Raw genomic sequence first — 25,092 nt, forward strand, 5'->3', positions numbered from 1 at the left:
TATGAATATAACAAAAAGCACAATTAAAGAGTTGGAAAAGCTTTGCAAAGACATAAGAGAAGAGATACTAAGAGTAGTTAGCAAAAACGGCGGACACTTGAGTTCTACACTCGGTGCAACAGAGATTATAGTAGCAATGCATAAAGTATTTGACAGCAAAAAAGATCCTTTTATTTTTGATGTATCTCATCAATCCTATGCTCATAAACTTATTACCGAAAGATGGAGTAAATTTGACACGCTAAGGCAATTCGGCGGCATATCCGGATATACAAAACCAAGTGAGAGCGAGCATGACTATTTTGTTGCAGGACATAGCTCAACTTCTATCTCTTTGGGTGTCGGTGCCGCAAAAGCAATAGCGCTCAAAGGTGAACAGGATTCAAGGGTTCCGGTTATAATGATTGGTGATGGCTCTATGACGGCAGGTATGGTATATGAAGCTTTAAACGAGCTAGGGGATAGAAAATATCCGATGGTAATTATACTAAACGATAACGAGATGAGCATATCTAAACCAATCGGAGCAATCAGCAGAATGCTTAGTTCGGCAATGGCATCTCCGTTTTATCAGACATTTAAGAGACACACCGAAAATTTTGTGGACAACTTTGGAGAGGGCGCCCATTACATTGCAAAAAGGATGGAAGAATCACTAAAGCTTATAACTCCCGGAATTATGTTTGAAGAGATGGGAATTGATTATATCGGACCGGTTGATGGGCATAATTTGGCTTCGCTAGTTGAGATATTGCAAAAAGCAAAAGAACTTAAAAAACCTGTAATCGTGCATGTGCAAACTCTTAAAGGCAAAGGTTACATAATTGCAGAGGGTAAAGAGGAGAAGTGGCACGGTGTGGGACCATTTGACATAGATAGCGGAAACGCATCTAAAAAAAGTTCTTCTAAAAGTGCTACTCAGATTTACTCGGAAGCTCTGCTTCATCTTGCTAAACAAAATGAAAAAATAGTAGGTGCAACGGCGGCTATGCCCAGCGGCACAGGGTTGAGCGAACTTATAGAACTTTACCCGACGAGATTTTGGGATGTGGCGATTGCCGAGCAGCACGCCGTAACCTCTATGGCGGCACTCGCAAAAGAGGGTTTTAAACCGTTTTGTACAATCTACTCTACGTTTTTGCAGCGCGGATATGATCAGATAATACATGATACCTGCTTGATGGATTTGCCGGTTGTTTTTGCACTGGATCGTGCAGGAATCGTAGGTGAGGACGGAGAGACTCATCAAGGGGTTTTTGATATCAGCTTTTTAAGAGCAATCCCGAATATGACCCTTTTTGCTCCAAGAGACGAGAAATCTTTTCATCAGGCGATGGCATTTGCAGCCGAGTATAATCACCCGTGCTCTATTAGGTATCCGAGAGGTTCATTTATAGAGACCGATTTGCCTGAGTCTATTCCTTTTGAGATTGCCAAATCGCAACTGCTTCGTTCAAATGACAGCGATGTTTTGTTTATCGGATATGGAAACGGAGTAGGGCGTGCATACCAGAGTGCCGAATTTTTGGAGATTGAAGTAAATATTTTGGATCTAAGATTTGTGAAGCCGCTTGATGAAGATATGCTTCGTGAGCTATCTAAAAAACATAAAAAATGGTTTGTATTTTCAGACAGTGCCAAAATGGGCGGGGTTGGCAGCGCTATTTTAGAGTTTTTAGCCAAAGAAAAAATCTTGCATATAAGAGTAGAAAGCTTTGAATATGAGGATAGTTTTATAGCACACGGAAATACAAATCAGGTAGAAGAGTCGCTTGGACTTTTACCAAAGCAGCTGGCAAAAAGAGTTGAGAAGATAGTTGCCGAGTCTTCAAAATAAAATCTCTCAAGCAAAAGCCAAGCTTTTAATGAACTATCCGCTTTTTGGAACGATTGCTTCAAGACTGGAACTTATTCAAAATGATGATATACAAAGTTTTAAAAGTAACGGTATTAGACTTGAGTATAACGGTGATTTTTTAAAGAGCTTAGAGCCGAGCCAGATGGAGTTTGTTTTTGCAAACGGCGCAATGCACGCTTCACTTGCTCATGAGGCTAGAAAAAGCGGCAGAAGCGGATGGCTTTGGCAGCTATCAACCGATTATGCTATAAATGATATGCTAGTTGAAAATGGACTGGACAGACCGAATGAAGCCCACTACTCAGAAAGATTTAGCGGACTTTATGCCGAAGAGATTTACGAAGAGTTAAAAGAGGATATTTTACGAGACGAACTCCGGTATGAGACGGATAAAGAAGATGAAGCAGATTCTTCAAAAAATCCTGAAAATAACGAGGATTTAAATGAGCAGATCTTTGAGGAATTTGCAAAAGCTACACTTGAAGCAGAGATTAAAAACGGTGAGGTTCCTACTTCAATAGGCAGGTTTTTTGCTCTTGAGTATAACGGTAAAATCAACTGGAGAGATGAGCTAAAGGCCGCACTTGATAGATTCCATAAAGATGACTATACTCTTCTTCCGCCAAACAAAAAATTTCTACATTTGGGCATTTATCTGCCGTCTTGCATAAGTCAAAGATTTAAACTTGTTGTGGCAGTTGATAGTTCGGGTTCAGTTGATGAAAAACTTTTAGGCGAGTTTTTGAGTGAGCTGAATTTTTTAACAAATACGATTTCAAACTATCAGATAGATTTACTTATAAGTGATGATAAGATTCAAACGCACAAAACTTTTTATAACGGCGATATCTTAGAAGCTGAAGTAAAAGGCGGAGGAGCTACTGACTTTAGAGCCGTTTTTGAATTTATAGAAAATGAGTTAGAAGATGTAAAACTGCTTCTCTATTTTACGGACTTAGACGGAGTTTTTCCAAAAAATGAGCCGAATTATGAAGTAAAATGGATATCTCCAAAAGAGAGCAGAGTTCCCTTTGGAGATATTATAGTTTTACAAGATTAGTTGTGAATTATTTGATTTCTGCCGTTTTGTTTAGCGTTATATAGCATCATATCTGCTTGATTTACACTCTCCTCAAGAGTGTCTTCATGATTTAGCGTAACACCTATAGAGATTGTAAATCTTACCTCTTCTCCTTTGGTAGAAACAGTAACTGAATTTTGTACCTTTTCCCGTAATCTTTCAACTATTTTTAGTGCATTTTGTGATGATACATTTTTTATAGCTATACAAAATTCTCCTCCGCCAAATCTTGATACCATATCGTTTTGATTTGTATTTGCTCTTAAAATATCCGCTAAAGTATTTATAGCTTTATCTCCTGCATCATGTCCGTATGTATCGTTTATTTTTTTAAAATGGTCGATATCTATCATGGCAATTGCAAAATTTTCATTTTCATCTATTGCTTTTTTAAAATAAGTTCGCATATTGTCAAAAAAGTATCTTCTGTTATAAAGTCCGGTTAAAAAGTCGCGGTTAGCATGATTTGTTATGGCATGTATGTTTTCTAAAGCTTCTATGGAGTTATTTATGCGACAAGAAAATTCCTCTTTTGAAAAGGGTTTTTTGATGTAGTCGTTTGCACCGTTTTTCAAAAACAGAGCGGTTGTCTCTTCACTATCGTCACTTGAGACGACTATAATTGTCAAATCATTTTTAGTATAAGTTTTTCTAATTTCATGTGTAAGTTCAAGTCCGTTTAAAACAGGCATATGATAGTCGGTCAAAACCAAACTGATATCAGGAGTCGTGCTTAGAATTCCAAGTGCCTCTTCTCCATGCGCAACTGTTATAACTTTAAAAAACATATTTTCAAGCATGCTTTGCATCTGTTTTCTAAAAACAATAGAGTCATCTACCACTAAAATTTTATGATTTTGATTTTTTTGAACTCTTTTTATCATTTGAATAATGTAGTTTACATCATTTATGCCGCTTTTATTTACATAATCTAGGATGTTTTTTTTCAGTATTTTAGCTCTAAAATCTTTATCAATATTTCCGCTGAGTACTATTGCATGATTTTTTTTCTCTAAAACATAATCCACAACTTCACCGTTTGGCGCATCGGGAAGATTTATATCTAAAAGAGTTAAAAAGTAGCTATATCTGCTTAAAAACAGCTTGACTTCAGATAGACTATACGCCACATCCACTTCAAAATCAAGCTCACTACTTATCTTTTTTGCTATTAATTTTGCTAAAGTTTTGTTATCTTCTACTATTAATATTCTCTGCATAATTCTATAAACATCCTTATAAACTTTTTTTTATTATAGTATAATTTTTTATGGATTATTTGAAAGATATTATTGAAAAATTAAAAGATAAAAAAAATGTTTTTTTAACCGGCGGTGCGGGGGTAGGAAAGACAACTATTACAAGAGCAGTTATAAAATTTTATGAAGATGAGGCAAAAAAAGTTGCAAAACTCGCTTCAACAGGAATGGCCGCTACGCTTATAGGCGGGCAGACTCTGCATAGCTTTTTAGACCTTGGAATTGCAGGTGATTTAAAAGAGTTGGAGCAAAAAGGCAAATTTGAGATTAGCAAAAAAGTTAAAAAACTTATATTTAGCATGGATTTGATAGTTATAGACGAGATCTCCATGGTAAGTGACGCCTTGCTTGACATGATAAGCCTTAGACTGCAACAAGCTGATTTTAAAGGCTCACTTTTAGTGGTGGGTGATTTTTTACAGCTTCCTCCGGTTGTTAGAGGTTACGCAGAAGTTAGATTTGCATTTGAATCCATTTCATGGGAAAAATTTCTCTTTGAGATTGTGGAGCTAACTCATATTTACAGAACCGATGACAAGGATTTTATAGAACTTTTAGCACGTATTAGAGATGGTTTTGTAGATGAAGAGGTGCATAATACACTTAATGAGTTTATAAAACCTCTGCCGCAAAATTTAAGTGAGTTTACTTTTTTGTTTGGTAAAAACAACTCGGCATCGCTACACAATAAAAATCAATTAGAGTTTGTGGATAAAGAGCTGCATGTAAAAGAAGCTCAGGTCATTAAACATCTAAAAAGTGCTAAAGAGTTAGAGATAGAGCGATTTATGGATGATGCCAGAATAGAAAAAGAGCTGGAGCTAAAAGTAGGCGTTAGAGTGCTTTTTACGAGAAACTCTTGGAACTATTTCAACGGTGAGCGCGGAGTTGTCGTAAATATAGATAGCAGTTTTGTCTATGTGCAAAAGAGTGACGGTATGATTGTAAAACTTGAGGCGGTAGCTCAAAGTAAAAGTGTGTGGAGTGAAAAAAGTGTTAATGGTAAAAAAGAGATGGTAGAAGAGAGTCTCTTTAGCGTTTATCAGTACCCGATAAGATTGGCTTACGCTATAACTATTCATAAATCGCAAGGTATGTCCATTGAAGATTTGATTATAGAGACAAACGAGATTTTTGCACCTTCGCAGTTTTATGTGGCAATTTCAAGAAGTTCAAACCCTAAACGCCTAAATCTAATCGCTCCAAGAAAACAGTGGAGAGATATAGTTTTTGTAAATCAAAAAGCTTTAATATTTGTAAAAAAAAGAGGTGTAACTCCCACTAAGATGTGAGAGTTAAATAAAAAATGATTATAGACTAGCTTCGTGTTTTGCTAAATATTCGGCAACGCCATCAGTTGAAGCTTTCATTCCCTCATCGCCTTTTACCCAGCCGGCAGGGCAAACTTCACCGTGCTCATCGGTAAACTGCATAGTATCTACCATGCGGATCATCTCATCAATATTTCTGCCAAGCGGTAAATCATTGATTACGGCATGGCGAACTATGCCTTTAGCATCAATCAAAAATGAACCGCGAAGCGCAACCGATTCGCCGAAAAGTACATCATAATCTTTAGATATTTTTTTGCTTAAATCTGCAACTAAAGGAAATTTAACTCTGCCGATACCACCTTTGTTTACAGGCGTTTCTCTCCATGCAAAGTGTGAAAATTGGCTGTCGACGGAAACACCTATAACATTTACTCCGCGGCTTTTAAACTCTTCTATTCTATGTGAAAAAGCAATAATTTCAGATGGACATACGAAAGTAAAGTCAAGCGGGTAAAAAAACAGAACCGTACCTTTTTTGCCGAAATTTTCCGATAATTTGAAATTATCTACTATTGAGCCGTCTGCTAAAACTGTTGTTGCCGTGAAATCCGGAGCGGGGTTTGTTACTAACATATATAATCCTTAATTTTTTGATTAATTTGACATAATTTTAACAGAAATATATTAATTAAAATCTAACTATTTTTATCTACTGCATGAGTTAAGATAAAATAAAACTTCGTAATTGATTTTTTGCTATACTTTTGACGATTTATAGAGCTGGACTCTGTATTTCAATAAGGAAAATCGATGACAAAAGAAGCAACTGCTCCAAAAGAGTATATTTTTACTTCAGAGTCTGTAACAGAAGGGCATCCCGATAAGATGGCAGATCAAATCAGTGATGCAATTCTGGATTATATTATTGAACGAGATACTTTTGCACATGTTGCGTGCGAAACATTAGTATCAAATGGATTTTGTATAATAGCAGGCGAACTCAAAACTACGACATATGCACCGATGCAGGAGATTGTCCGCAAGGTTGTTCAAGAGATAGGTTATACCGATGCAACTTACGGTTTTGACTACCGTTCCGCAGCTGTTTTAAATGCCGTCGGGGAGCAATCGCCCGATATCAATCAAGGAGTAAGCCTTGCAGGCGGTGAGATAGGAGCCGGAGACCAGGGTTTAATGTTCGGTTATGCATGCCGCGAAACGGATGTGCTTATGCCGCTTCCTATATATTTGGCTCACCGCTTAACTCAAAGATTGGCAGAAGTTCGCAAAGAGGGAATTCTTCCGTATCTTCGTCCCGATGGAAAAGCACAAATTAGCATTAAGTATGTAGGAGATAAGCCTGTTTTTGTAGATACCGTAGTCGTGTCGACCCAACATGCTCCTGATGTTTCTCAAGATAAGATTCATAAAGATGTTATTAGAGAGGTGATTAGACATGTTATCCCTGCACATATGATGGATGAGAGTACGATATTTCACATAAACCCGACCGGAAAATTTGTAATAGGCGGTCCTCAAGGCGATGCAGGATTGACCGGTAGAAAGATTATAGTAGATACATATGGCGGAAGTTGTCCTCACGGTGGCGGCGCATTTAGCGGTAAAGACCCGACTAAAGTAGATAGAAGTGCTGCTTATGCGGCAAGACATGTAGCTAAAAATCTGGTCGCATCCGGTGCATGCGACAGAGTGACAATACAAGTTTCATATGCAATCGGTATCGTTCAGCCTACTTCTATTATGGTAGATACGCATAAAACAGGTAAAGTTGATGAGAAGAAGATTGAAGAGTGCGTAAAAGAGCTATTTGATTTATCTCCAAAAGGAATTATAAAATCGCTAGACCTTCTTCGCCCTATATATAGAAAAACAGCGGCATATGGTCATTTTGGAAGAGAAGAGGATGATTTTACTTGGGAGAAAACGGATAGAGTCCAAGAAATCAGAGATTACTTGAAAATTTAATAGTAATCATTATCAAATCCCTCAATTAAGGAGGATTTGTTATGTTAAAAGCGTAACAAATTTATATTATTGCGCTTGAATAAAAGATATTTTAGCTGTATTTAAAAATCTTTTGTTAAACTTACCACGAAATTAAAAACTAGGAGAATCCTAATGGCAGTAATTATTGGTGATACATGTATTAACTGTGGCGCTTGTATAGATGAGTGTCCGGTAGAAGCGATTGTAGACGAGGATGATAACCCGACTGGTAATGATACTTACTATGTATACGGTAATAAATGTGTAGAGTGTGTCGGTCATCATGATGAGCCTGCTTGTGCTACGGCATGTCCTACTGAAGGATGTATTACATGGGATGTTGTTGGTGAAAGTCCGGCACATCGTGAAGACATTTCAGATGATATGCGTGGAATCGGCAAAGCCGTAGTAGCATAATCTTTTTATAAAACCACAAAGTGTTTTACTCTTTGTGGTTCCTTCTTACTCTCTTTAATCAATAATTTTTCTCATTTCAACTTAAAACAGACTCTTTTTGGATACAATTCCATCTTAATTTTATATACTTAACAGGAGATTTGATGGAACGCACACTATCAATAATAAAACCAGACGCCGTTGCTAAAGGTGTTATCGGTAAAATTTTAGATCGTTTTGAGAGCAATGGTCTTAAAATAGCAGCAACAAGAAAAATTCAACTTTCTCGTGCAGATGCAGAAGCTTTCTATGCAGTTCACTCTGAGAGATCTTTTTTCGGTGATTTAGTTGATTTTATGATTAGCGGTCCTGTTGTCGTTTCAGTACTAGAGGGTGAAAATGCAGTAATGAAAAACCGTAACCTAATGGGTGCAACAAATCCTAAAGAGGCTGAAGCAGGAACAATTCGTGCAGATTTCGCTGAAAATATAGATGCAAATGCAGTTCACGGAAGTGATTCTGCTGAAAATGCAGCTGTTGAAATCGCATTTTTCTTCTCCACGAGAGAAATCTCTTAATTTATGAAGAAAAAATTAGTAAAACTGCCTTATAACAGGTTGGCTTTATGAAAGTAGTATTGCGAAAAGTAAATACTACTCCTTTAGACTTTGAAATTAAATCAAATGAAATAACTTTTAAAGGTTATTTACAGTATGATTCCGGCAAATTAATTTTGTTAAAAGCAAAATTAAGTGGAAAAATTGATGTAGATTGTGATATTTGCGCTGATGAGTTTAAGCTTGATGTTGATGAAGATGTAGAATTTTTTATCTCTGATGGTATCTATGAAAAAAGTGAAGACTCTCTATTGGATGTTGTAGAAGTATTAAATTCTACAGCAGATTTAGAAGAAATTATGAATTCAGAGATAGAACTTATAAAAAGCGATTATAATGTCTGCGAAAATTGTAAGAAAAATAGTGCTTCTGAACAAGAAGCGTTTTAAACAAGGTTTTCTGCCCCATAAAAGGGGCAAGCTTTAGTGCCATAGCGGCAGCGTAGCAAGATGGGCTCGCGTACCCTCACTTTTGGGTATTGCTCATATTGCGTTTTTAAACAAAAAAGAAAGGAATATATTATGGCAGTACCAAAACGAAGAGTCTCTCATTCTCGCGCAGCGAAAAGAAGAACTCACTATAAAATCTCTTTAGCTCGTCCAGTTAAAGACAAAGATGGAACATACAAGCTTCCACACCATATTAACCCAACTACCGGTGAGTATAAATAGTCAATGGTAAAGATTGCTATTGATGCAATGGGCGGGGACTTCGGTCCTAAGCCAATTGTAGAAGGTTGTATTCAAGCTCTCAAGCAAAAAAATTTCATTCCTATTCTTGTAGGTAAAAAATCAGAAATTTTACCTCTGTTACCCAAGCGTTATAGAGATAAGATTTCTATAGTTGAAGCTGATGATGTTATATCTATGGATGATGCAGCTACCGATGCGCTTAAAAGAAGTGAAAGTTCAATCTATAAAGCTATTGAGTTAGTAAAAAACGGTGAAGCTCACGGTGTAGTTTCTGCCGGACATAGCGGAGCGACCATGACTTTGGCTACTCTTAGATTGGGACGCCTAAAGGGTGTTTTAAGACCTGCTCTTGTAGCGTTAATGCCGACAAAAACCACTCGCAAGTCAGTAGTTTTGGATGTTGGAGCCAATGTTGACTCTAAAGCTGAACATTTAGCACAATTTGCCGTAATGGGCGGATGCTATGCCGAGGATATGTTTAAAATTACTAATCCGTCTATAGGTCTTTTAGCAAACGGTGAAGAGAAAAGCAAGGGTAATGAAGTTACAAAAGCGGCATTTAAACTGCTTGAGGGATACAAAGGCTTCAAGGGTAATGTTGAGGGTAGCGATATCTTCAATGCCAGCTGTGATGTTATAGTTTGTGACGGTTTTGTCGGCAACTTGGTGCTAAAAGCATCTGAGGGCGTAGCTTCTACTATCAGCGGATTGATAAAAGAGTATATAAGAAAATCCCCAATTGCTATCACAGGGGCACTTTTAATGAGAAAAGTGTTTGTACTTCTTAAAAAACAGATGGATTATGCAGAGATAGGCGGTGCTCCGCTTATCGGAATTCAAGGCTGTGCAATTGTTAGTCACGGCAAAAGTAATCCAAAAGCAATTAAAAATGCGATTTTTCAAGCTATAAGCTATGTTGATACAGGTGTAAATGAACACATTATCCAAAGACTTGAAGCGTTAAAAAACAAGGAAAAATAATGGCATATGCTGCGTTTCGTTCCATAGGTGCTTATGCTCCTAGTAAAATACTTTCTAATGATGAGCTCTCTTCGATGGTTGACACCTCGGATGAGTGGATAACCAAAAGAACGGGTATAAAAGAGCGTCGCATTGCAGCTGCAGATGAATTTACAAGCGATATGGGTGCTAAAGCTGCCCAAAAAGCAATTGAGAGAAGCGGTATAGATAAGAGCGAAATAGATATGGTGGTATGTGCTACAATCTCACCTGATTATTTTTGTATGCCTTCAACCGCAACTATCATCTCTACAAAACTCGGTCTTGAAAATGTTACGGCATTTGATATCTCTGCAGCTTGTACGGGTTTTGTCTATGTCTTATCTATAGCAAAAGCATTTATAGAATCAGGAATGAAAAAAAATGTTCTTATAATCGGTGCTGAAAAACTCTCGGCTATAACCGATTACACTGATAGAGGCACATGTATTCTTTTCGGTGACGGTGCGGGTGCTGCCATAATTAGCGCAACTGACAACAAAGATGAAGCAATAATCGATGTTCATACCGGAGCTGACGGGCAATTTGCAGATTTGCTTATGTCGCCAAACGGCGGAAGCGGCTCTGCTCATGATACCCTCAATCAGGAAGCAACAAGTTGTTTTATGCAGATGAAAGGGAATGAAACTTTTAAAGTTGCAGTTAAAACTTTAACAAAAGATGTTGTAGATATTTTAAAAGATAATAATATTGCCGGTTCCGACATCAAATATTTTGTGCCGCATCAAGCAAACTTAAGAATCATAAAAGCCGTCGGAGATGCACTAAAGCTAGAAGATGAGCAAGTAGTAATTACGGTTGAAAAATATGGAAATACTTCAGGCGCTTCTATACCGATGGCGATAAATGATATATATGAAAATGGGATGTTAAAAGCAGGAGAGCTTATGCTTTTGGATGCATTTGGAGGCGGACTGACATGGGGTTCTGCGCTAGTCCCATTCTCACCGTTAGAAAAAAAATAACTCTTTTGTTCAATTTCTTCGTTGAAATTGAGTAAATATTCGTCACTTACATTTAGTAAGCTCCTCATATTGACTAAATTTCGCCTTGAACTAGAACAAAATAGAGAATTTTTAGAATAACTCTTTTGTTCGATTTAAGCGTTAGAGTTTAATTTAATAGAATTCTTGCAAAACTTGGATCCTGAATCAAGTTCAGGATGACAAAATGACGATCACTGCGAGCTTCTTTAGAAGCGCGGCAGTCTAAAAACACAATCATTCAGATAGTTTGATTATTTAAAATCACTAGCACAAAAGTTAAAAGCGAATATTCGCTCCCGCATACCAAGTTTTCATATATTCAGATTCTAAATTAAAATCTACTCCTGAAACATTAATCTTATCATTTCCTGTTCCCATTACAAATCTATATCCGGCTTCTAGTTCGATATTATTAATTACTTTTACAATTACACCGGCTTGTCCGCCGTAATTAATACCGCTTAGATTAATTTCGCCGTCTGTAAGACGAGTGTACCCAACTACCGGTCCGGCATACAGAGAGAATTGATCTTTAACTACCGGTAAAATAAAATCGTAAGCAAAAGAGAAAGAATAATTTGAATTAACGCTATCCACATAGGTATATGTGCCGGATACACGAGAATTTTCATAATAGTGACCCAATGTAAATGAGTAGTGCGTGTCATCCATATTATCTTTTGTTGTTACTCCGAGGGCAGAAGTTTTTAATCTATAATCTGCATTCCCTGCCGAAAACCCAAAATAATCTTTGTTCTCAGCCGCCATTAATCCTGATACAAGCAATAAGCATAGTGCTATTTTCTTCATTTCTTCACCTTTTTTAGTTAATTTAGATTATTTTATGATAAGTAGTCTTGTTTATTTATTAAAATTTAAAGATTTGGCAACTCTTGTGTAAAACTCTTCTTCATTTGGAAGATTTAGCTTTGCTTCTCTTAGCTTCTCTCCCCACATCGGGTTTGGAAAATAGCTGTCATCTTTAAATCTTGCCATTACATGTATGTGAACACGCGGAAGCATATTTGCAAATGACGCCATATTTATTTTAGTCGGATTATAGTAGTTTTTCATCTCAAACTCTATGATGTCGTAAACTTCCCAAAGTCTTGTGCGTAAATCTTTTGGAACATCACCTAACTCTCTGTAAGGCTCTTTTGTAAAAATTTTTAGCCATGGAATTTCACTCGGCTCTTTTTCTATATATAGTTCATTATCTTCATAAATAATCATATTGTCTCTTTTTTTATTAGAGTTCTTGCAGAACTCAATTTACACGATAAATGAGCAAAGCCCATTTATCTACGCTAGCCGCTGAGGCACTAAAGCTTGCCTCTTACGAGGCAGAATTTTGCAAAGTCTATTAAATTATATCGTTTTGAATGGGGTTGAAAGTAGTTTGTATTGTAGCAAACCCGAAATAAATTTCGGGTTTGTAGTAGTTTTTTAGTCTCTAGTTCTAGAACGGTTTCTATCACCGCTTCCTGAGCGACTTCTTTCGCCACTGCTTGAGCCACGGTAACCGCCGCCGCTAGGACGACTGCTTCTATCACCGCCCTCGCTTGAACGAGGTCTATCACCGCTTCCTGAGCGATTTCTATCTCCGCTTCCAGAACGATTTCTGTCTCCACTACCGCTGCTTGAACGGCTTCTGCTTCCACGGAAACCGCCGCGACCGCCTCTAGTGTCTCTTCTTTTATCCGCACGGTCAAGAATAGCCGCTAATTTATCAGCCGGAATCCCTATTGTATTTGGACCTTGAATTGTTTGTTTGTCTAAAATCATAGAAACAAGTTTAAACATAATCGTCTCTTCGTCTATATCTTCTTTTAACATATCAAGAATTTGATGTGCTTCGTCATATATATGTTGCTCTTCTATGTTTGTAACAATAGATTTTAGATTGATTGCTCTTAAATCATTTTTGCTTGGAACAAATGCATGAGTCATTGTTGTTCCGACTTTTGTTTTGATTCTCTGTAACTCTTTAAACTCTAACGGAGTTAAAAGTGTAATCGCCTTACCTTTTGTTCCTGCACGACCTGTTCTACCTATACGGTGAACATAAGACTCCGGATCAAAAGGAATATGGTAGTTGAAAACATGAGATATATTGTCAACATGTATACCGCGTGCCGCAACATCCGTAGCAACTAAAACTTTAACACCGTTGTTTTTAAAGCCTTTAATTACAGTCTCTCTTTGTCTCTGTTCCATATCGCCATGAAGACCGTTTGCAAGATATCCTGCGCTTGAGAGAACATTTGAGAGTCTATCTACTTCGCTTTTTGTTCTACAAAATACTATTGATTTTTTGCTTTTTTCAGAATCCATCAGACGAATAATAGCGTCATCTCTTTCACTCTCTTCGATTACATAGTACTCTTGGTTAATATCCGTATTTGTTGTTTCACCTTTTGTGATACTTACAAACTCAGGATTATCTAAAATTCTCTCAGCAAGAAGTTTGATAGGTTTTGGCATAGTAGCCGAGAAAAGAAGTGTCTGACGGTTTGACGGAAGGTATGAGAAGATTTCATTGATATCATCTAAAAATCCCATGTCAAGCATCTCATCTGCTTCATCAAGTACCACAATGCTTGGAGCAAAATCTTTTAGGAGGTTCTTTTTAAGTATGTCTAAAAGTCTACCCGGAGTTGCAACAACAACACTAGCACCTCTTTGGATAAGATCAATCTGTCTATTGTAAGAACTGCCGCCATATACCGTTACCGTTTTAGCGCCGATATTTCTTCCATATTTGAATAATTCGTCGCTAACTTGCGTTGCAAGCTCACGAGTCGGAGTGATAACTAAAATCCCGACACCGTCCCTTGTGTCTATGTTGTTAAGCGCGGGAAGACCAAATGCTGCTGTTTTACCTGTACCTGTATGAGCTTGACCGACTATATCACGACCTGCTAAGATAAACGGTATTGCCGCTGCTTGAATTGGGCTTGGAATTGTAAATCCTGCATCTTTGATACTTTGAAGTATCTCTTTTTTCAATCCTAAATCATCAAATGTGATTACTTTTTCGTTCTCGTGTGTTTGTGCATTTTCTTGCATCATTTTCCTTTAAGTAGGAGATGATACAAGCATGTCACTAATGACAAGGCACCTTCCCCTAAAATATTTGGCGAATTATACCCAAATATATTGGATTTTTTATTTAAATAAATCATATTTAGAATTGTTTAAGTTTATATTGTGTAGAAAAGGGATTTAAAAAGTCTTTATTAAGTTGTGATTTTGGGGTTATTGAGAGAAACCGTAAATTATTTAATTTTTAGATATTATTAGACTTCTTTCTATAAACTGCAAGAAGTATTCTGCCTCGCAAGAGGCAAGCTTTAGTGCCATAGCGGCTAGCGTGGCAAAATGGGCTTTGCTCATTTTGTGTGTAAATATATTATATAAAGGAATTATTTAATTATGCAGATACAAACACAATATAGTTATGAAAAAACTTGGAGAATAACGAAAGAGGATGATCTTTTACGAATTATAGCTGAAGAGGTAGGCGATGCGGATCCAAAAGGCACGCTGGCGTATATTAAAGAGGCGATAAAAAGCGGCAAAGTGATAACAGTCGGCAGTTGTAGGTTTAGAGAAGAAAAAAATGACAAATGATATAGCAAAACTCATTTTAAGACTTACAGTCGGAGTTATGATACTTTTTCACGGATTTGAAAAGATTACAAATGGTATAAATGGAGTAAAACAGTTAACCGTAAGTGCGGGATTTCCTGAGTTTTTCGCTTACGGCGTATTTGTCGGTGAAGTCGTAATGCCTATATTTATTCTTCTTGGGGCATATACAAGAGCTGCATCTTTAGTTTTAGCGTTCAATATGGCTGTTGCAATTTTTCTAGCCTACGGCAATTCACTGTTTTCGCTGAGTAAACACGGAGCACCTCTCTTTGAACTCCCGTTTTTATATCTTGTAATGTCAATCTTAATATTTATGCTTGGAAGCGGAAAGTACTCATTAAATAATAAATAATATTATAGATGCGGAACTTTTACCTTAGAGTTTAAGCTCCATCCGATGATAATCATTAGAGCTATAACTCCAAAAATCGGTAAAAGCCCGTAGGTAAAAGCCAGATAGGTTAGCCAAAGTAAAATCGCGCCAAGCGGTGTAGGCACGCCGGTAAAAAATTTCGCAACCTCTCCCGCATCTGCATTAATATTAAATTGGATAAGTCTTCTTAGTCCTGAGATAACATAGTAGATACTAACGACTGCAGCCAGTAAAATCGATATGCCTGAGAGGTTAAGAGTGTAAACAGCTTGAAAAATCAGAAATACGGGAACAAGAACAAAGCTTAAAAAGTCCGCAAAACTATCTAGTTGAACTCCAAACTCATTCGACAAATGGTATTTTCTGGCAATTTTGCCGTCAAAAATATCAAAAGCTCCGCCGACCCATGCTAAGATAATAGCTACAAAAAAGTTATTTTGAGTTATAAAATAGGTCGCCAAAAGTCCCGCCGTAATATTTACGAATGTAAATAAGTTTGCAAGATTAAAATGTGATGATGAGTTATAGAGAAATTTCATATATTATCCGATGCAAGTGAATTTGATAGAAATTATAACAAAATTAATAGAAACACAATATTTATATCTATTTGATATCAATTATCAATTTAAGGACTCTATAAGTTGATATTCATTATCATTTCAAAGGTTAAATAACATCAGTTAAAATAAAATTACAAAAAGAGTTTACATGAAAAATTCAATAAGAAGCATATTTTTAATTTCTACTTTGGCATATAGCGTATCAGCTATAGCTGATGAAATTGTAAAAATAGAACAAAATGAGATTTCAACCATTGGGCAGATGTTTGAAGAGGGTAAAGTTTCGGGAAATATAAGATCTATGTATGCCGGATACAATATAAAAAAAGAAAACGAGAATGATATCTATGCTACCGCTCTTGGCGGTTATTTAAAATATGAGACGGCAGAGTTAAACGGTTTTAGTGCGGCTACGGCTTTTGCAACATCCCATGATTTAGGTTTTGCAACAGGAGATAAAGGCGTAAAACAAAATGATGAGTTGTCGTCTTCTGCGGGTAAATATACGGTTTTAAGCGAAGCGTATCTCAATTATAAATATGATGATTTTAATTTTCGTGCAGGTCGTCAAGTTATTGACACGCCGCTGGCAAACAGTGATGATATTAGAATGATTCAAAATACATTTGAAGCTTATATCGCTTCATATAAATTTTCAAATTTCAATTTTATGGCAGGTAAGTTGCAAAAATGGCAAGGCTATGATGCGGGGTTGAACGATGGCTGGGTTAAAACGGGTAAAGACGCTACGTACTTTAGCGGGGCGGCATATGCCGATGATATCATAGAAGCAAGCGGTTGGTACTATAACATTACCAAACTTACAAATGCCGCTTATTTTGATACGACTCTTAAGTATGAGATAAACAGCGATGTGTCGGGCACCGGAGCTGTTCAGTATTTAAACGAAAGCGAGATAGGTCTCAGCGGCACAAAAGCAGATATCTACGGAGCTTTGGTAAAATTATCGGCTTACGGGGTTACTCTTAGTGCGGCGTATAACAAATCTCAAAAGAAAGCCGGTAAAGCAAGTTTTAGAGGATTTGGAAGCGGAGCACTTTTTACAAATATGGATACGATGATTTTAGATGAAATAGCAAATGACCGCAATGCAAAAGCAATGGTCGGAGGTATAAGTTATGAAATTGAAAAGCTATCTTTAACATATGCTTACGGTGATTTTGACGGTGGTTCCGATGCTACCGGCAAGAAGGCTCATGTTGTAGAACAAAATATCGGATTAAAATATAGTGTTATTGAAGATAAGGTTCTTATCTGTGCTCTTTATGCGGTACAAGAAGACAAAGAAAATTCTACAAAAACGGATAATGACTGGAATCGTTTTCAAGTGACGGTTACATATAGTTTTTGATTTAACCGATATTTAATATGATATCGGTTATCATTTTGCAATATAAAAAAGTACAAATACCTTATAATAAAAGATATAAATATGAAGAAAAAATTAAGCGATTGTAAAAAAGCTTGTATAGTAAAAATTACTAAGTTAAATGCCGATTCGGAGCTCAGACAACGATTGATATCTTTTGGAATTATGAAAGATGCGGTTGTTGAAGTGCTTGAACTTGCTCCTGCAAAAAGTACGATAGAGATAAAAGTAGGCAAAATGAGAATAGCTCTTCGAGCCCAAGAAGCTGAGCTGATAGAGGTTGTAAAAATATGAATAAAAATGTAAAAGTTTGTCCGATAACGGCAAACCATATAAAAGTAGCATTAGTCGGGCAGCCGAATGTCGGAAAGAGCATGCTCATAAACTCTATATCAAATGCACACTTGCAAGTAGGAAATTTTACGGGTGTAACGGTAGAGAAAAGCGAAGTTTTATTTGATTATAAAGATTATCACTTTACCGTAGTCGACTTGCCGGGGACTTATGCTTTGAGTGATTACTCCATCGAAGAGAGAGTAACTACGCAGTATCTCTTAGCTGAAGATTATGATTTGATTATAAATGTAGTCGATTCTACAAATCTGGAAAAAAATCTTCAATTGACTTCTGAACTGATGAGTGTTGGTAAAAAGATGTTATTAGCACTCAATATGAGCGATGAAGCAAAAAAAGAGGGTATAGAGATAGATGATAAGCAGATGTCTTTGCTTCTTGGTTTTTCATGCGTAAAAGTATCTGCCGCTACAAAAGAGGGCATAGGCGAACTAATAGAAGCGATAATAAAAGAGTATGAAAATGAAACTATGGAGCATAAGCTCATCTTTAGTGAAGCGGTTGAAGAGGAAATATCTATAATAGCAGACTATTTAACCAAACACAAATACGAGGATGAAAATTCATATAGAAACATAGCGGTAAATCTTCTAAAAAACAGTAAAAAAACATATGCAAAACTACATGATGATCCTATTTGGACGGAGTTGCAGCCGATTCTTATCGAGGCATCCAAACATATTGAGTTGCATCACGATTGTGATGACATAAAAGAGGCTTTTGCTTCAGAATATGCTTCATTTAACAGAGGGGTAGTTGCTGAGGTTTTAAAACAAAGTAGAGAGCCGGAGAAAAAAACACTTACCGATAAAATTGATTCTGTTTTGATACACCAAATATTCGGTATACCGATATTTTTATTTTTTATGTGGGCGCTTTTTCAACTTACATTTAAAATCGGTTCTATTCCGATGGAGTGGATTGATGCTTTTTTCTCTTGGTTTGGCGAGACGGTAGGTGCTACTATATCTAACGATGATGTTCGCTCGCTTGTAGTAGACGGAGTAATATCGGGTGTCGGAGCGGTCGTTCTTTTTGTACCAAATATTGCCATACTGTTTGTCGGTATCGCTCTTTTGGAGAGTACGGGTTATATGTCAAGAGTTGCGTTTTTGCTTGATGGATTTTTTCATAAATTTGGTCTTCACGGTCAGTCGTTTATACCGCTTGTAACGGGTTTTGGTTGTTCTATTCCTGCTTATATGAGTGCAAGGATTTTAAAAAATGACCGTGACAGACTTTTAACTCTCTTTATAATCGGGTTTATGAGTTGCGGAGCAAGACTTCCCGTGTATGTTCTCTTTGCGGGTGCATTTTTCTCAGAGAGTATGGCGGGAAATGTTCTTTTTGCTATCTATATAACCGGTGCTATGCTTGGACTTTTTGCAGCAAAAATATTAAAACTAACTGCTTTTAAAGGCATAGACGAGCCGTTTGTTATGGAGATGCCAAAATATAGACTTCCCTCAGTTAAGCTGATTTGGCATACGGTTGTTACAAAAACTTTGATGTATTTGAAAAAAGCGGGTACTTTTATTGCGGCGGCTTCAATGCTTATATGGTTTTTAAGTAATTATCCTCACAATTTAAAGCTCAAAGAAGAGTATGGCAAAAAAATTGAAAATGCTATAAATGAAGATGAGAAAAAAGAGCTTGCAAACAGACTCGCTGAAGCTAATTTAGAACAGAGTTATCTGGGTAAAATCGGTAAGTTTTCAGAGCCTATTTTTGCACCGCTTGGCTTTGACTGGAAAATGAGCGTGGCTCTTCAAACGGGACTTGCAGCAAAAGAGGTAGTTGTTTCAACGCTTGGTGTTTTATATGCTTTGGGTAAGGATATAAATGAAGAAAACAGTAGTTCTTTAAAAGAGATAATATCTAAAAATATTCCGTTTCCCTCAGCTGTTGCATTTATAGTGGTAGTAATGATATATCTGCCGTGTTTGGCGGCTTCGGTTGTATTTACGCGTGAAGCCGGCGGTATAAAATACTTCTTTTATCTTTTGGCATTAACATCCGTAGTAGCATATACGCTTGCATTTATAGCGTTTAACGTTACATCTATGTTTTATAATTAATTTATAGATACTTTTTATATATCATTAACCACTTATTAGTTGATATCTGTTAAGATTCATGTATGAAAAAAATATTAATGATTGAAGATGACTTAGAATTGGCGGAGATATTGACGGAATATCTTCAACAGTTTAAGTTTGAGGTTGTCACAGAGGACGACCCTTTTAAAGCGGTAAGTATATTGAAGTTGGAGCCATTTGACTTGGTTATTTTGGATTTAACCTTGCCTGGTATGGACGGTTTAGAGGTTTGTGAAGCAATTCGCGAGAGACAGGATATCCCAATCATCATCTCATCTGCTAGAAGCGATGTTACGGACAAGGTAAAAGCACTTGAGCTTGGGGCTGACGATTATATTCCAAAGCCGTATGATCCGCGAGAGCTTGAGGCTAGAATTCACTCAGTTTTAAGACGATACGAAGCAAAATCACAACAAAAAGAGGAGTCAAAAAGCGACTTTAAATGTGATACTTCGTCTATGATGATTACCTATAAGGGTAGAAACATCGACCTTACAAATGCAGAGTTTGGAATTTTGTCATATATGATTGCAAAGCAGGGGCTTGTCGTCTCAAGAGAAGATTTGATTCATAATGTAAATGCTATAAATGAAGATTCCTCAAATAAAAGCATTGATGTAATGGTCGGAAGAATTAGAAATAAACTCGGAGATAAATCTCTTATTGAATCGGTTAGAGGTGTGGGTTATAAGCTTCTTAAATAATTGTCATTGTTTTAGGAGATAAACCAATGCGTCAACATGCCGTTTTAATAACTGTCTTATTTGCACTCACTGTTACTTTAGTGAGTGTAAGTGTCGTGTTTTGGAAGTTTTTTCAACTCAATAAACAGCACTATATAGATCATATTTTTACAAAACATGCGATAATCACTCAAATATTCCGTCAACATGAACAAGAAGTTACTTCTCAAATTATGCTTGAAGCAAATTTGGCTATATATGAGTTTGTGCTGGAAAAAGATAGAAAAGTTGTAGATGTTATTTTAAAAAATGCAAAAGTTTTAAAGAAAAAAGATTTTAAAAATGTTGACGCTTCTTTTATGCTTTCGCAAAAAGGTCTTTATACTAAAAAAGTTGTTACCGATTTAAAAGTAAATATGTTGGAGTTTAATAAAAATATATATTTTTACATCGAATCTCCGTCATCTTCCGTACTTATTTTAGATGAAGAGTTAAAACCGTATAAATATTGGAATGTTGCCTACGCATATTTGCTAATAATAGCGATTCTCACCTTTTCGTTTGCATTGATTTTACAAAAGTTGCGTCCGCTTATCAGACTTAGAAAGAAAATCGCACTTTATGGTAACGGAGATATGAATGTCTCTTTTAAAACAAAAGGGTGCGATGAAATTTCATTGATTTCAAATGAACTTGAATCAACAAGAGGGAAGATTAATAATATTTTAGATTCACGAACTCTCTTTTTAAGAAATATTATGCATGAGCTTAAAACTCCTATTGCAAAGGGAACAATCGCGACTCAAATGTTAGAATCTCAAAAACAAAGAGATAGGTTTAGTTCTATTTTCGGTCGCTTAGAGTCACTGATTAATGAATTTGCACTTATAGAGGAAGTCACAAGTTTAGGAGATAAAACTGAGGTTAAAGAGTACCGTTTGGTAGATATAATAGACGGTGCCATCGATATGGCGATGATAGAGAGAAGCAGCGTGACTATTGAAGTTGATGCAACGCATAAAATCAATGTAAATTATAGGTTATATACGACGGCTATTAAAAATATGATAGACAACGGTATCAAATATTCAACTGATGCGCATGTAAAGATTTTGATAAAAAATAATGAACTCTCTTTTGAAAGTAAAGGAGCGTGTATAGCACATCCTTTGCAGTATTACATAGAGCCGTTTACGAAAGACAATCCGTCAAAAAATAGTTTCGGACTCGGACTATATTTAGTTGATTCTATTTTAAAAGCTCACGGTCAAGTCTTAGCACATGAGTATGAAAACGGTCTCAACCGTTTTATATTTGTATGAATTTTAAGTCTAAATAATTAGGATGAACAGTTATATGAAAAAATCGACAATCGCTTTTTTTGCAATATATTTTTTTATTTTCGGTTGGATAAGCCATACATTATATCAGGGTGTGCAAAAAGAAACCAAGACAAAAACATTAAAAAAGATAAAAGAGGGAGGAATTCTCAATGTAGTATTGCTAAACTCATCCTCAACATATTATATAGGTTCGGACGGATCAAAAGGTTTTGAATATGATCTTCTTGATGCTTACTCAAAACATTTGGGAGTTAAGTTAAATATTACTACCGCAAATACTACAAAAGAGGCGCTTGAGCTTAGTAAAAATCCGGATATTCATATCACATCGGCAGCACTCTCAAAGACTAAAGAGAGAGAAAAGAATTTTAATTTCGGACCATCCTATTTTGAAGCTCAAGAACAAGTTGTTTGCCATAAAAAAATGTTGTTAAACGGCAAATTTCCAAATAATGTCGATGATTTAACGGGACTTAAAATTGTTGTAGGAGAAGGTACAAGTTATAGTGAAACCATAGAATTGTTAAAAACTGAAGGGTTTGATATAAATGCAACTTACACTTCGGAGTATTCGACTGAAGAGCTGATTGCAAAAGTCGATTCAAACGAGATAGACTGTACCATAGTGGACTCAAACATATATGTACTAAATCAGCGCTATTTTCAAAATATAGCACTTGCATTTGATATAAGCAGCCGTACACAACAAGCATGGGTTTTAGCTCAAGACGCAAAAGAACTCAAAGAGGATATGTACTCTTGGTTAAACTCTTTTAATCAAAGCAAAGAGATGTCACAACTAAAAGATCGTTACTATAGCTATGTACTATTTTTCAATTATAACGATACTGCAATGTTTAACGAAAAAGCAAAAACCGTACTGCCAAAATATGAAAAATATTTTCAAGAGGCTTCTACAAAGTATGAAATACCTTTTTCATTATTGGCATCATTGTCATATCAAGAGTCGCATTGGAATGAAAATGCTAGAAGCGATACCGGAGTAAGAGGACTTATGATGCTTACACAAGATACCGCAGAACATTTAGGAGTGAGAGATAGGGTAGATCCTAAGCAGAGTATATTAGGCGGAGCAAAACATTTAAATCAGATAATGAAAACCGTTTCAAACGAAGTAGTCGGAGAGGATCGTTTAAAGTTTGCGCTTGTTGCTTACAATATCGGAGAGGCGCATGTTTTAGATGCTCAAAAATTAGCACAGCAGATGGGATTAAACCAAAACAGTTGGGCTGATTTGAAAAAAGTGCTGCCGCTTCTTTCTCAGAAGAAATATCATACGACATTAAAACACGGATATGCAAGAGGAAGTGAAGCGGTTAAATATGTTGAAGCGATATATAGCTACATGGATATTTTACAAAAAAATAGCAGTGAAAAACTATTAAGTAAAGCAGCACAGTAGTTAATAACTTGAGTTTTTTAAAACTCAAGCATAAAATTAAAGAGGCGTGCCCTCTTTGCCGTCGGCTAAAGAGCTTAAAAAACTCTCCATGTCATACTTGACTCTGTACTCGGGTGTCATAATGTGTATAAGAATATCACCTAAATCAACAACAATCCAGTCACTGCTCTCATCGACATTGTTAAATTTTTCTGCCGGTTTGAGTTCATTTTTTAGATGATCAAGTAGAGCCGATGTGTGTCTTGAACCGAGTGATGATGCAATAATCGCATAATCAACAAAGTAATTCTTTTCTCTAAGATCAAAAACTTCAATATTTTCTGCTTTGTTTTTGTCTAAAACTTCTGTTATTTTTTCTATTCTGCTTTGCAATTGTTTTCCTTAATGCCAAATTTTATTCGGTATAAAAATTATATATCTCTTTTGCACACTTTTTCGGTAGTTTTGAAATTTCAATCTCTTCTCTAAGTTTTGTCGATGAAACTTTTTCATCAATATTAAGCCTTAAAAACTCTTGTGAAATTTCAATCCCGTCTCTGGGAACGACAATAAAAGTAACTAAATCCCTAAGCTCATTATATCTGTTCCACTCGTGGAGTGAAGCAAGATTGTCGGCACCGATTACAAGATATATTTTTTTATAACTTTTTAAAAGGTGTTTAACCGTTTGAATAGTAGGTACTTTTTTTTCTTGAAGAACTTCATACTCTGAGACTTCAACATTATTATAGTCGCTAAAAATCTCTTTTAGCCATTTTACCCTAAGAGATGCGGGGGCATAAAATTGAGATTTAAACGGATTTAAAAATGTCGGCACTACTATAACTTTGTCAATATCTTTGAACTCACTCAAAGCCTTAACAATAGCCTCATGACCGATATGCGGCGGGTCAAAAGAGCCGCCAAAAAGTGCGATTGTATCCATATTTAAAGCGAATTATAACTAAGTTTAGGTAAAATTGCCCAATTTTTATTTTAATTAGGAAATATGATGGCGCTAAAAATAGCAATTAACGGATTTGGTAGAATCGGTCGCTGCGTGGCCCGAATAGCTGCAACTAGAGATGATGTAGAAATAGTGGCTATAAACGACATGGCAACTATCGATATGATGCTCTATCTTCTTAAAAATGATTCTGTTCATGGGACATTCGGACATGATGTAGTTCAACTAGATAGTGAAAACATTACGATTGACGGCAAAAAAATAAGAGTTTTTAGTGATCGTGATCCAAAAAATTTAAAATTTGCCGAGTGCGGTGCAGATATAGTTTTAGAGTGTACGGGCGTTTTTTTAAGTCAAGAAGATGCGCAAATTCACATCGATAACGGCATAAAAAAAGTTCTATTTTCGGCACCTGCAAAAGATGATACGCCTACTTTTGTTATGGGTGTGAATGAGCATCTTTACGCAGGACAAAGCATCGTTTCAAACGCTTCTTGTACTACAAACTGCCTTGGACCTATCGCAAAAGTGCTTGATGATGCTTTTGGAATCCAAAAAGGTCTTATGACGACTATTCACTCATACACGAATGACCAAAATATCTTAGATGTAAAGCACTCAAAAGATAAACGCCGTGCCCGTGCCGGAGCAATAAATATGATTCCGACAACTACGGGTGCCGCAAAAGCAATCGGTTTGGTTCTTCCTCAGCTTCAAGGCAAACTTCACGGACAAAGCGTTCGCGTTCCTACGCCGAATGTCTCGATGGTGGACTTAAATGTCGTAGTAAATAAAAAAACAACAAAACAAGAGATAAATGCCGTTATGAATGAAGCTGCAAATACAACTTTAAAAGGTATTCTTTTGATAGATAAAGAGATGAGAGTTTCCCAAGACTTCGTCGGATGCGAATACAGTTCAATCGTTGCAGAGGATTTAACTCAGGTAATTGACGGCGATATGGTAAAAGTTATGGCATGGTATGACAATGAGTGGGGATACTCGACAAGACTTATAGATATGGCTCTGCACATATCTAAGTAGAACTAACGCTTTGTTAAAATAAAATTTTTG

Annotated in this window: 27 protein-coding genes; 19 read left to right on the forward strand and 8 right to left on the reverse strand. The window is 36.4% G+C overall.

The features are described 5' to 3' along the window. Nucleotide 1 precedes the first annotated feature (1 nt). Both dxs and PHQ93_RS09760 read left to right on the forward strand, forming a co-directional pair. Nucleotides 2-1,837 carry a 1-deoxy-D-xylulose-5-phosphate synthase gene (gene dxs / locus PHQ93_RS09755; RefSeq protein ID WP_299943774.1) on the forward strand — a complete coding sequence of 612 codons (1,836 nt, stop codon included), beginning with the start codon at nucleotides 2-4 and terminating at the stop codon, nucleotides 1,835-1,837. Continuing rightward, nucleotides 1,818-2,918: a VWA-like domain-containing protein gene (locus PHQ93_RS09760; RefSeq protein ID WP_299943777.1), complete on the forward strand. Its 1,101-nt coding sequence runs from the start codon at nucleotides 1,818-1,820 to the stop codon at nucleotides 2,916-2,918. The genes dxs and PHQ93_RS09760 overlap by 20 nt, the downstream gene beginning before the upstream one ends. On the opposite strand, the gene PHQ93_RS09765 is transcribed toward PHQ93_RS09760, so the two are convergent. Beyond that, a complete protein-coding gene (locus tag PHQ93_RS09765; protein ID WP_299943780.1) occupies nucleotides 2,915-4,159 on the reverse strand; it encodes a diguanylate cyclase in 1,245 nt (414 codons plus the stop codon). The two genes, PHQ93_RS09760 and PHQ93_RS09765, sit on opposite strands and share 4 nt — an antisense overlap. A 50-nt stretch (nucleotides 4,160-4,209) precedes the next feature. On the opposite strand from PHQ93_RS09765, the gene PHQ93_RS09770 reads away from it, so the two are divergent. After that, nucleotides 4,210-5,490, forward strand: coding sequence for an ATP-dependent RecD-like DNA helicase (locus PHQ93_RS09770; RefSeq protein ID WP_299943782.1), 1,281 nt, complete (start codon nucleotides 4,210-4,212; stop codon nucleotides 5,488-5,490). An 18-nt stretch (nucleotides 5,491-5,508) separates the two neighbouring features. Here PHQ93_RS09770 and PHQ93_RS09775 read toward each other — a convergent pair whose 3' ends face one another. Then, nucleotides 5,509-6,105 (reverse strand): peroxiredoxin, encoded by a 597-nt coding sequence (locus PHQ93_RS09775; protein WP_299943784.1) that lies wholly within the window; start codon nucleotides 6,103-6,105, stop codon nucleotides 5,509-5,511. Between the two features lie 177 nt (nucleotides 6,106-6,282). On the opposite strand from PHQ93_RS09775, the gene metK reads away from it, so the two are divergent. The 7 genes from metK (at nucleotide 6,283) to PHQ93_RS09810 (ending at nucleotide 11,169) form a co-directional block, all read left to right on the forward strand. Further along, nucleotides 6,283-7,458 (forward strand): methionine adenosyltransferase, encoded by a 1,176-nt coding sequence (metK, locus tag PHQ93_RS09780; RefSeq protein ID WP_299943787.1) that lies wholly within the window; start codon nucleotides 6,283-6,285, stop codon nucleotides 7,456-7,458. A 153-nt stretch (nucleotides 7,459-7,611) separates the two neighbouring features. Next, nucleotides 7,612-7,896, forward strand: a complete 285-nt coding sequence (locus PHQ93_RS09785; RefSeq protein ID WP_299912123.1) for a 4Fe-4S dicluster domain-containing protein — start codon at nucleotides 7,612-7,614, stop codon at nucleotides 7,894-7,896. A 143-nt stretch (nucleotides 7,897-8,039) separates the two neighbouring features. After that, the gene (gene ndk, locus PHQ93_RS09790; RefSeq protein WP_299912126.1) at nucleotides 8,040-8,453 is read left to right on the forward strand and encodes a nucleoside-diphosphate kinase; all 414 of its coding nucleotides are present in this window, start codon (nucleotides 8,040-8,042) and stop codon (nucleotides 8,451-8,453) included. A 47-nt stretch (nucleotides 8,454-8,500) separates the two neighbouring features. Further along, nucleotides 8,501-8,881: a hypothetical protein gene (locus PHQ93_RS09795; RefSeq protein WP_299943789.1), complete on the forward strand. Its 381-nt coding sequence runs from the start codon at nucleotides 8,501-8,503 to the stop codon at nucleotides 8,879-8,881. A 132-nt stretch (nucleotides 8,882-9,013) separates the two neighbouring features. After that, nucleotides 9,014-9,163 carry a 50S ribosomal protein L32 gene (rpmF, locus tag PHQ93_RS09800; RefSeq protein WP_294880190.1) on the forward strand — a complete coding sequence of 50 codons (150 nt, stop codon included), beginning with the start codon at nucleotides 9,014-9,016 and terminating at the stop codon, nucleotides 9,161-9,163. A 3-nt stretch (nucleotides 9,164-9,166) separates the two neighbouring features. Beyond that, nucleotides 9,167-10,165: a phosphate acyltransferase PlsX gene (gene plsX / locus PHQ93_RS09805; RefSeq protein ID WP_299943791.1), complete on the forward strand. Its 999-nt coding sequence runs from the start codon at nucleotides 9,167-9,169 to the stop codon at nucleotides 10,163-10,165. Then, nucleotides 10,165-11,169 carry a beta-ketoacyl-ACP synthase III gene (locus PHQ93_RS09810; RefSeq protein ID WP_299943793.1) on the forward strand — a complete coding sequence of 335 codons (1,005 nt, stop codon included), beginning with the start codon at nucleotides 10,165-10,167 and terminating at the stop codon, nucleotides 11,167-11,169. The genes plsX and PHQ93_RS09810 overlap by 1 nt, the downstream gene beginning before the upstream one ends. 297 nt (nucleotides 11,170-11,466) lie before the next feature. On the opposite strand, the gene PHQ93_RS09815 is transcribed toward PHQ93_RS09810, so the two are convergent. The 3 genes from PHQ93_RS09815 to PHQ93_RS09825 all read right to left on the reverse strand — a co-directional run bounded on the left by PHQ93_RS09815 (nucleotide 11,467) and on the right by PHQ93_RS09825 (nucleotide 14,259). Beyond that, nucleotides 11,467-12,000 carry a hypothetical protein gene (locus tag PHQ93_RS09815; RefSeq protein WP_299943796.1) on the reverse strand — a complete coding sequence of 178 codons (534 nt, stop codon included), beginning with the start codon at nucleotides 11,998-12,000 and terminating at the stop codon, nucleotides 11,467-11,469. Between the two features lie 51 nt (nucleotides 12,001-12,051). Continuing rightward, nucleotides 12,052-12,423 (reverse strand): HIT family protein, encoded by a 372-nt coding sequence (locus tag PHQ93_RS09820; RefSeq protein WP_299943799.1) that lies wholly within the window; start codon nucleotides 12,421-12,423, stop codon nucleotides 12,052-12,054. 213 nt (nucleotides 12,424-12,636) lie between these two features. Further along, nucleotides 12,637-14,259, reverse strand: a complete 1,623-nt coding sequence (locus PHQ93_RS09825; protein WP_299943802.1) for a DEAD/DEAH box helicase — start codon at nucleotides 14,257-14,259, stop codon at nucleotides 12,637-12,639. Between the two features lie 366 nt (nucleotides 14,260-14,625). Here PHQ93_RS09825 and PHQ93_RS09830 point away from each other — a divergent pair, with 366 nt between their 5' ends. Both PHQ93_RS09830 and PHQ93_RS09835 read left to right on the forward strand, forming a co-directional pair. Further along, the gene (locus PHQ93_RS09830; protein WP_299943805.1) at nucleotides 14,626-14,823 is read left to right on the forward strand and encodes a hypothetical protein; all 198 of its coding nucleotides are present in this window, start codon (nucleotides 14,626-14,628) and stop codon (nucleotides 14,821-14,823) included. Further along, on the forward strand, nucleotides 14,813-15,196 hold the full coding sequence (locus tag PHQ93_RS09835; protein WP_299943808.1) for a DoxX family protein: 384 nt from the start codon (nucleotides 14,813-14,815) through the stop codon (nucleotides 15,194-15,196). The genes PHQ93_RS09830 and PHQ93_RS09835 overlap by 11 nt, the downstream gene beginning before the upstream one ends. A 2-nt stretch (nucleotides 15,197-15,198) precedes the next feature. Here PHQ93_RS09835 and PHQ93_RS09840 read toward each other — a convergent pair whose 3' ends face one another. Beyond that, nucleotides 15,199-15,756: a CDP-alcohol phosphatidyltransferase family protein gene (locus PHQ93_RS09840; RefSeq protein ID WP_299943811.1), complete on the reverse strand. Its 558-nt coding sequence runs from the start codon at nucleotides 15,754-15,756 to the stop codon at nucleotides 15,199-15,201. A gap of 172 nt (nucleotides 15,757-15,928) precedes the next feature. On the opposite strand from PHQ93_RS09840, the gene PHQ93_RS09845 reads away from it, so the two are divergent. The 6 genes from PHQ93_RS09845 (at nucleotide 15,929) to mltF (ending at nucleotide 23,072) form a co-directional block, all read left to right on the forward strand. After that, the gene (locus PHQ93_RS09845; protein ID WP_299943814.1) at nucleotides 15,929-17,152 is read left to right on the forward strand and encodes a hypothetical protein; all 1,224 of its coding nucleotides are present in this window, start codon (nucleotides 15,929-15,931) and stop codon (nucleotides 17,150-17,152) included. Between the two features lie 81 nt (nucleotides 17,153-17,233). Next, complete coding sequence (locus PHQ93_RS09850; RefSeq protein ID WP_299943817.1) at nucleotides 17,234-17,464, forward strand: FeoA family protein; 231 nt, start codon at nucleotides 17,234-17,236, stop codon at nucleotides 17,462-17,464. Then, nucleotides 17,461-19,602: a ferrous iron transport protein B gene (gene feoB / locus PHQ93_RS09855; protein WP_299943819.1), complete on the forward strand. Its 2,142-nt coding sequence runs from the start codon at nucleotides 17,461-17,463 to the stop codon at nucleotides 19,600-19,602. The genes PHQ93_RS09850 and feoB overlap by 4 nt, the downstream gene beginning before the upstream one ends. Before the next feature lie 62 nt (nucleotides 19,603-19,664). Beyond that, nucleotides 19,665-20,327 carry a response regulator transcription factor gene (locus tag PHQ93_RS09860; protein WP_299943822.1) on the forward strand — a complete coding sequence of 221 codons (663 nt, stop codon included), beginning with the start codon at nucleotides 19,665-19,667 and terminating at the stop codon, nucleotides 20,325-20,327. A gap of 26 nt (nucleotides 20,328-20,353) precedes the next feature. After that, nucleotides 20,354-21,628, forward strand: coding sequence for an ArsS family sensor histidine kinase (locus PHQ93_RS09865; RefSeq protein WP_299943825.1), 1,275 nt, complete (start codon nucleotides 20,354-20,356; stop codon nucleotides 21,626-21,628). Nucleotides 21,629-21,662: 34 nt separating this feature from the next. Beyond that, nucleotides 21,663-23,072: a membrane-bound lytic murein transglycosylase MltF gene (gene mltF / locus PHQ93_RS09870; protein WP_299943828.1), complete on the forward strand. Its 1,410-nt coding sequence runs from the start codon at nucleotides 21,663-21,665 to the stop codon at nucleotides 23,070-23,072. A 36-nt stretch (nucleotides 23,073-23,108) separates the two neighbouring features. On the opposite strand, the gene rsfS is transcribed toward mltF, so the two are convergent. Further along, on the reverse strand, nucleotides 23,109-23,444 hold the full coding sequence (gene rsfS / locus PHQ93_RS09875; RefSeq protein WP_299943831.1) for a ribosome silencing factor: 336 nt from the start codon (nucleotides 23,442-23,444) through the stop codon (nucleotides 23,109-23,111). 22 nt (nucleotides 23,445-23,466) lie between these two features. Further along, nucleotides 23,467-23,997: a nicotinate (nicotinamide) nucleotide adenylyltransferase gene (gene nadD, locus PHQ93_RS09880; RefSeq protein ID WP_299943834.1), complete on the reverse strand. Its 531-nt coding sequence runs from the start codon at nucleotides 23,995-23,997 to the stop codon at nucleotides 23,467-23,469. Between the two features lie 66 nt (nucleotides 23,998-24,063). Here nadD and gap point away from each other — a divergent pair, with 66 nt between their 5' ends. After that, nucleotides 24,064-25,062, forward strand: a complete 999-nt coding sequence (gap, locus tag PHQ93_RS09885; protein ID WP_299943837.1) for a type I glyceraldehyde-3-phosphate dehydrogenase — start codon at nucleotides 24,064-24,066, stop codon at nucleotides 25,060-25,062. Nucleotides 25,063-25,092 lie beyond the last annotated feature (30 nt).

Source organism: Sulfurimonas sp. (genome assembly GCF_028714975.1).
Lineage (GTDB): Bacteria > Campylobacterota > Campylobacteria > Campylobacterales > Sulfurimonadaceae > Sulfurimonas.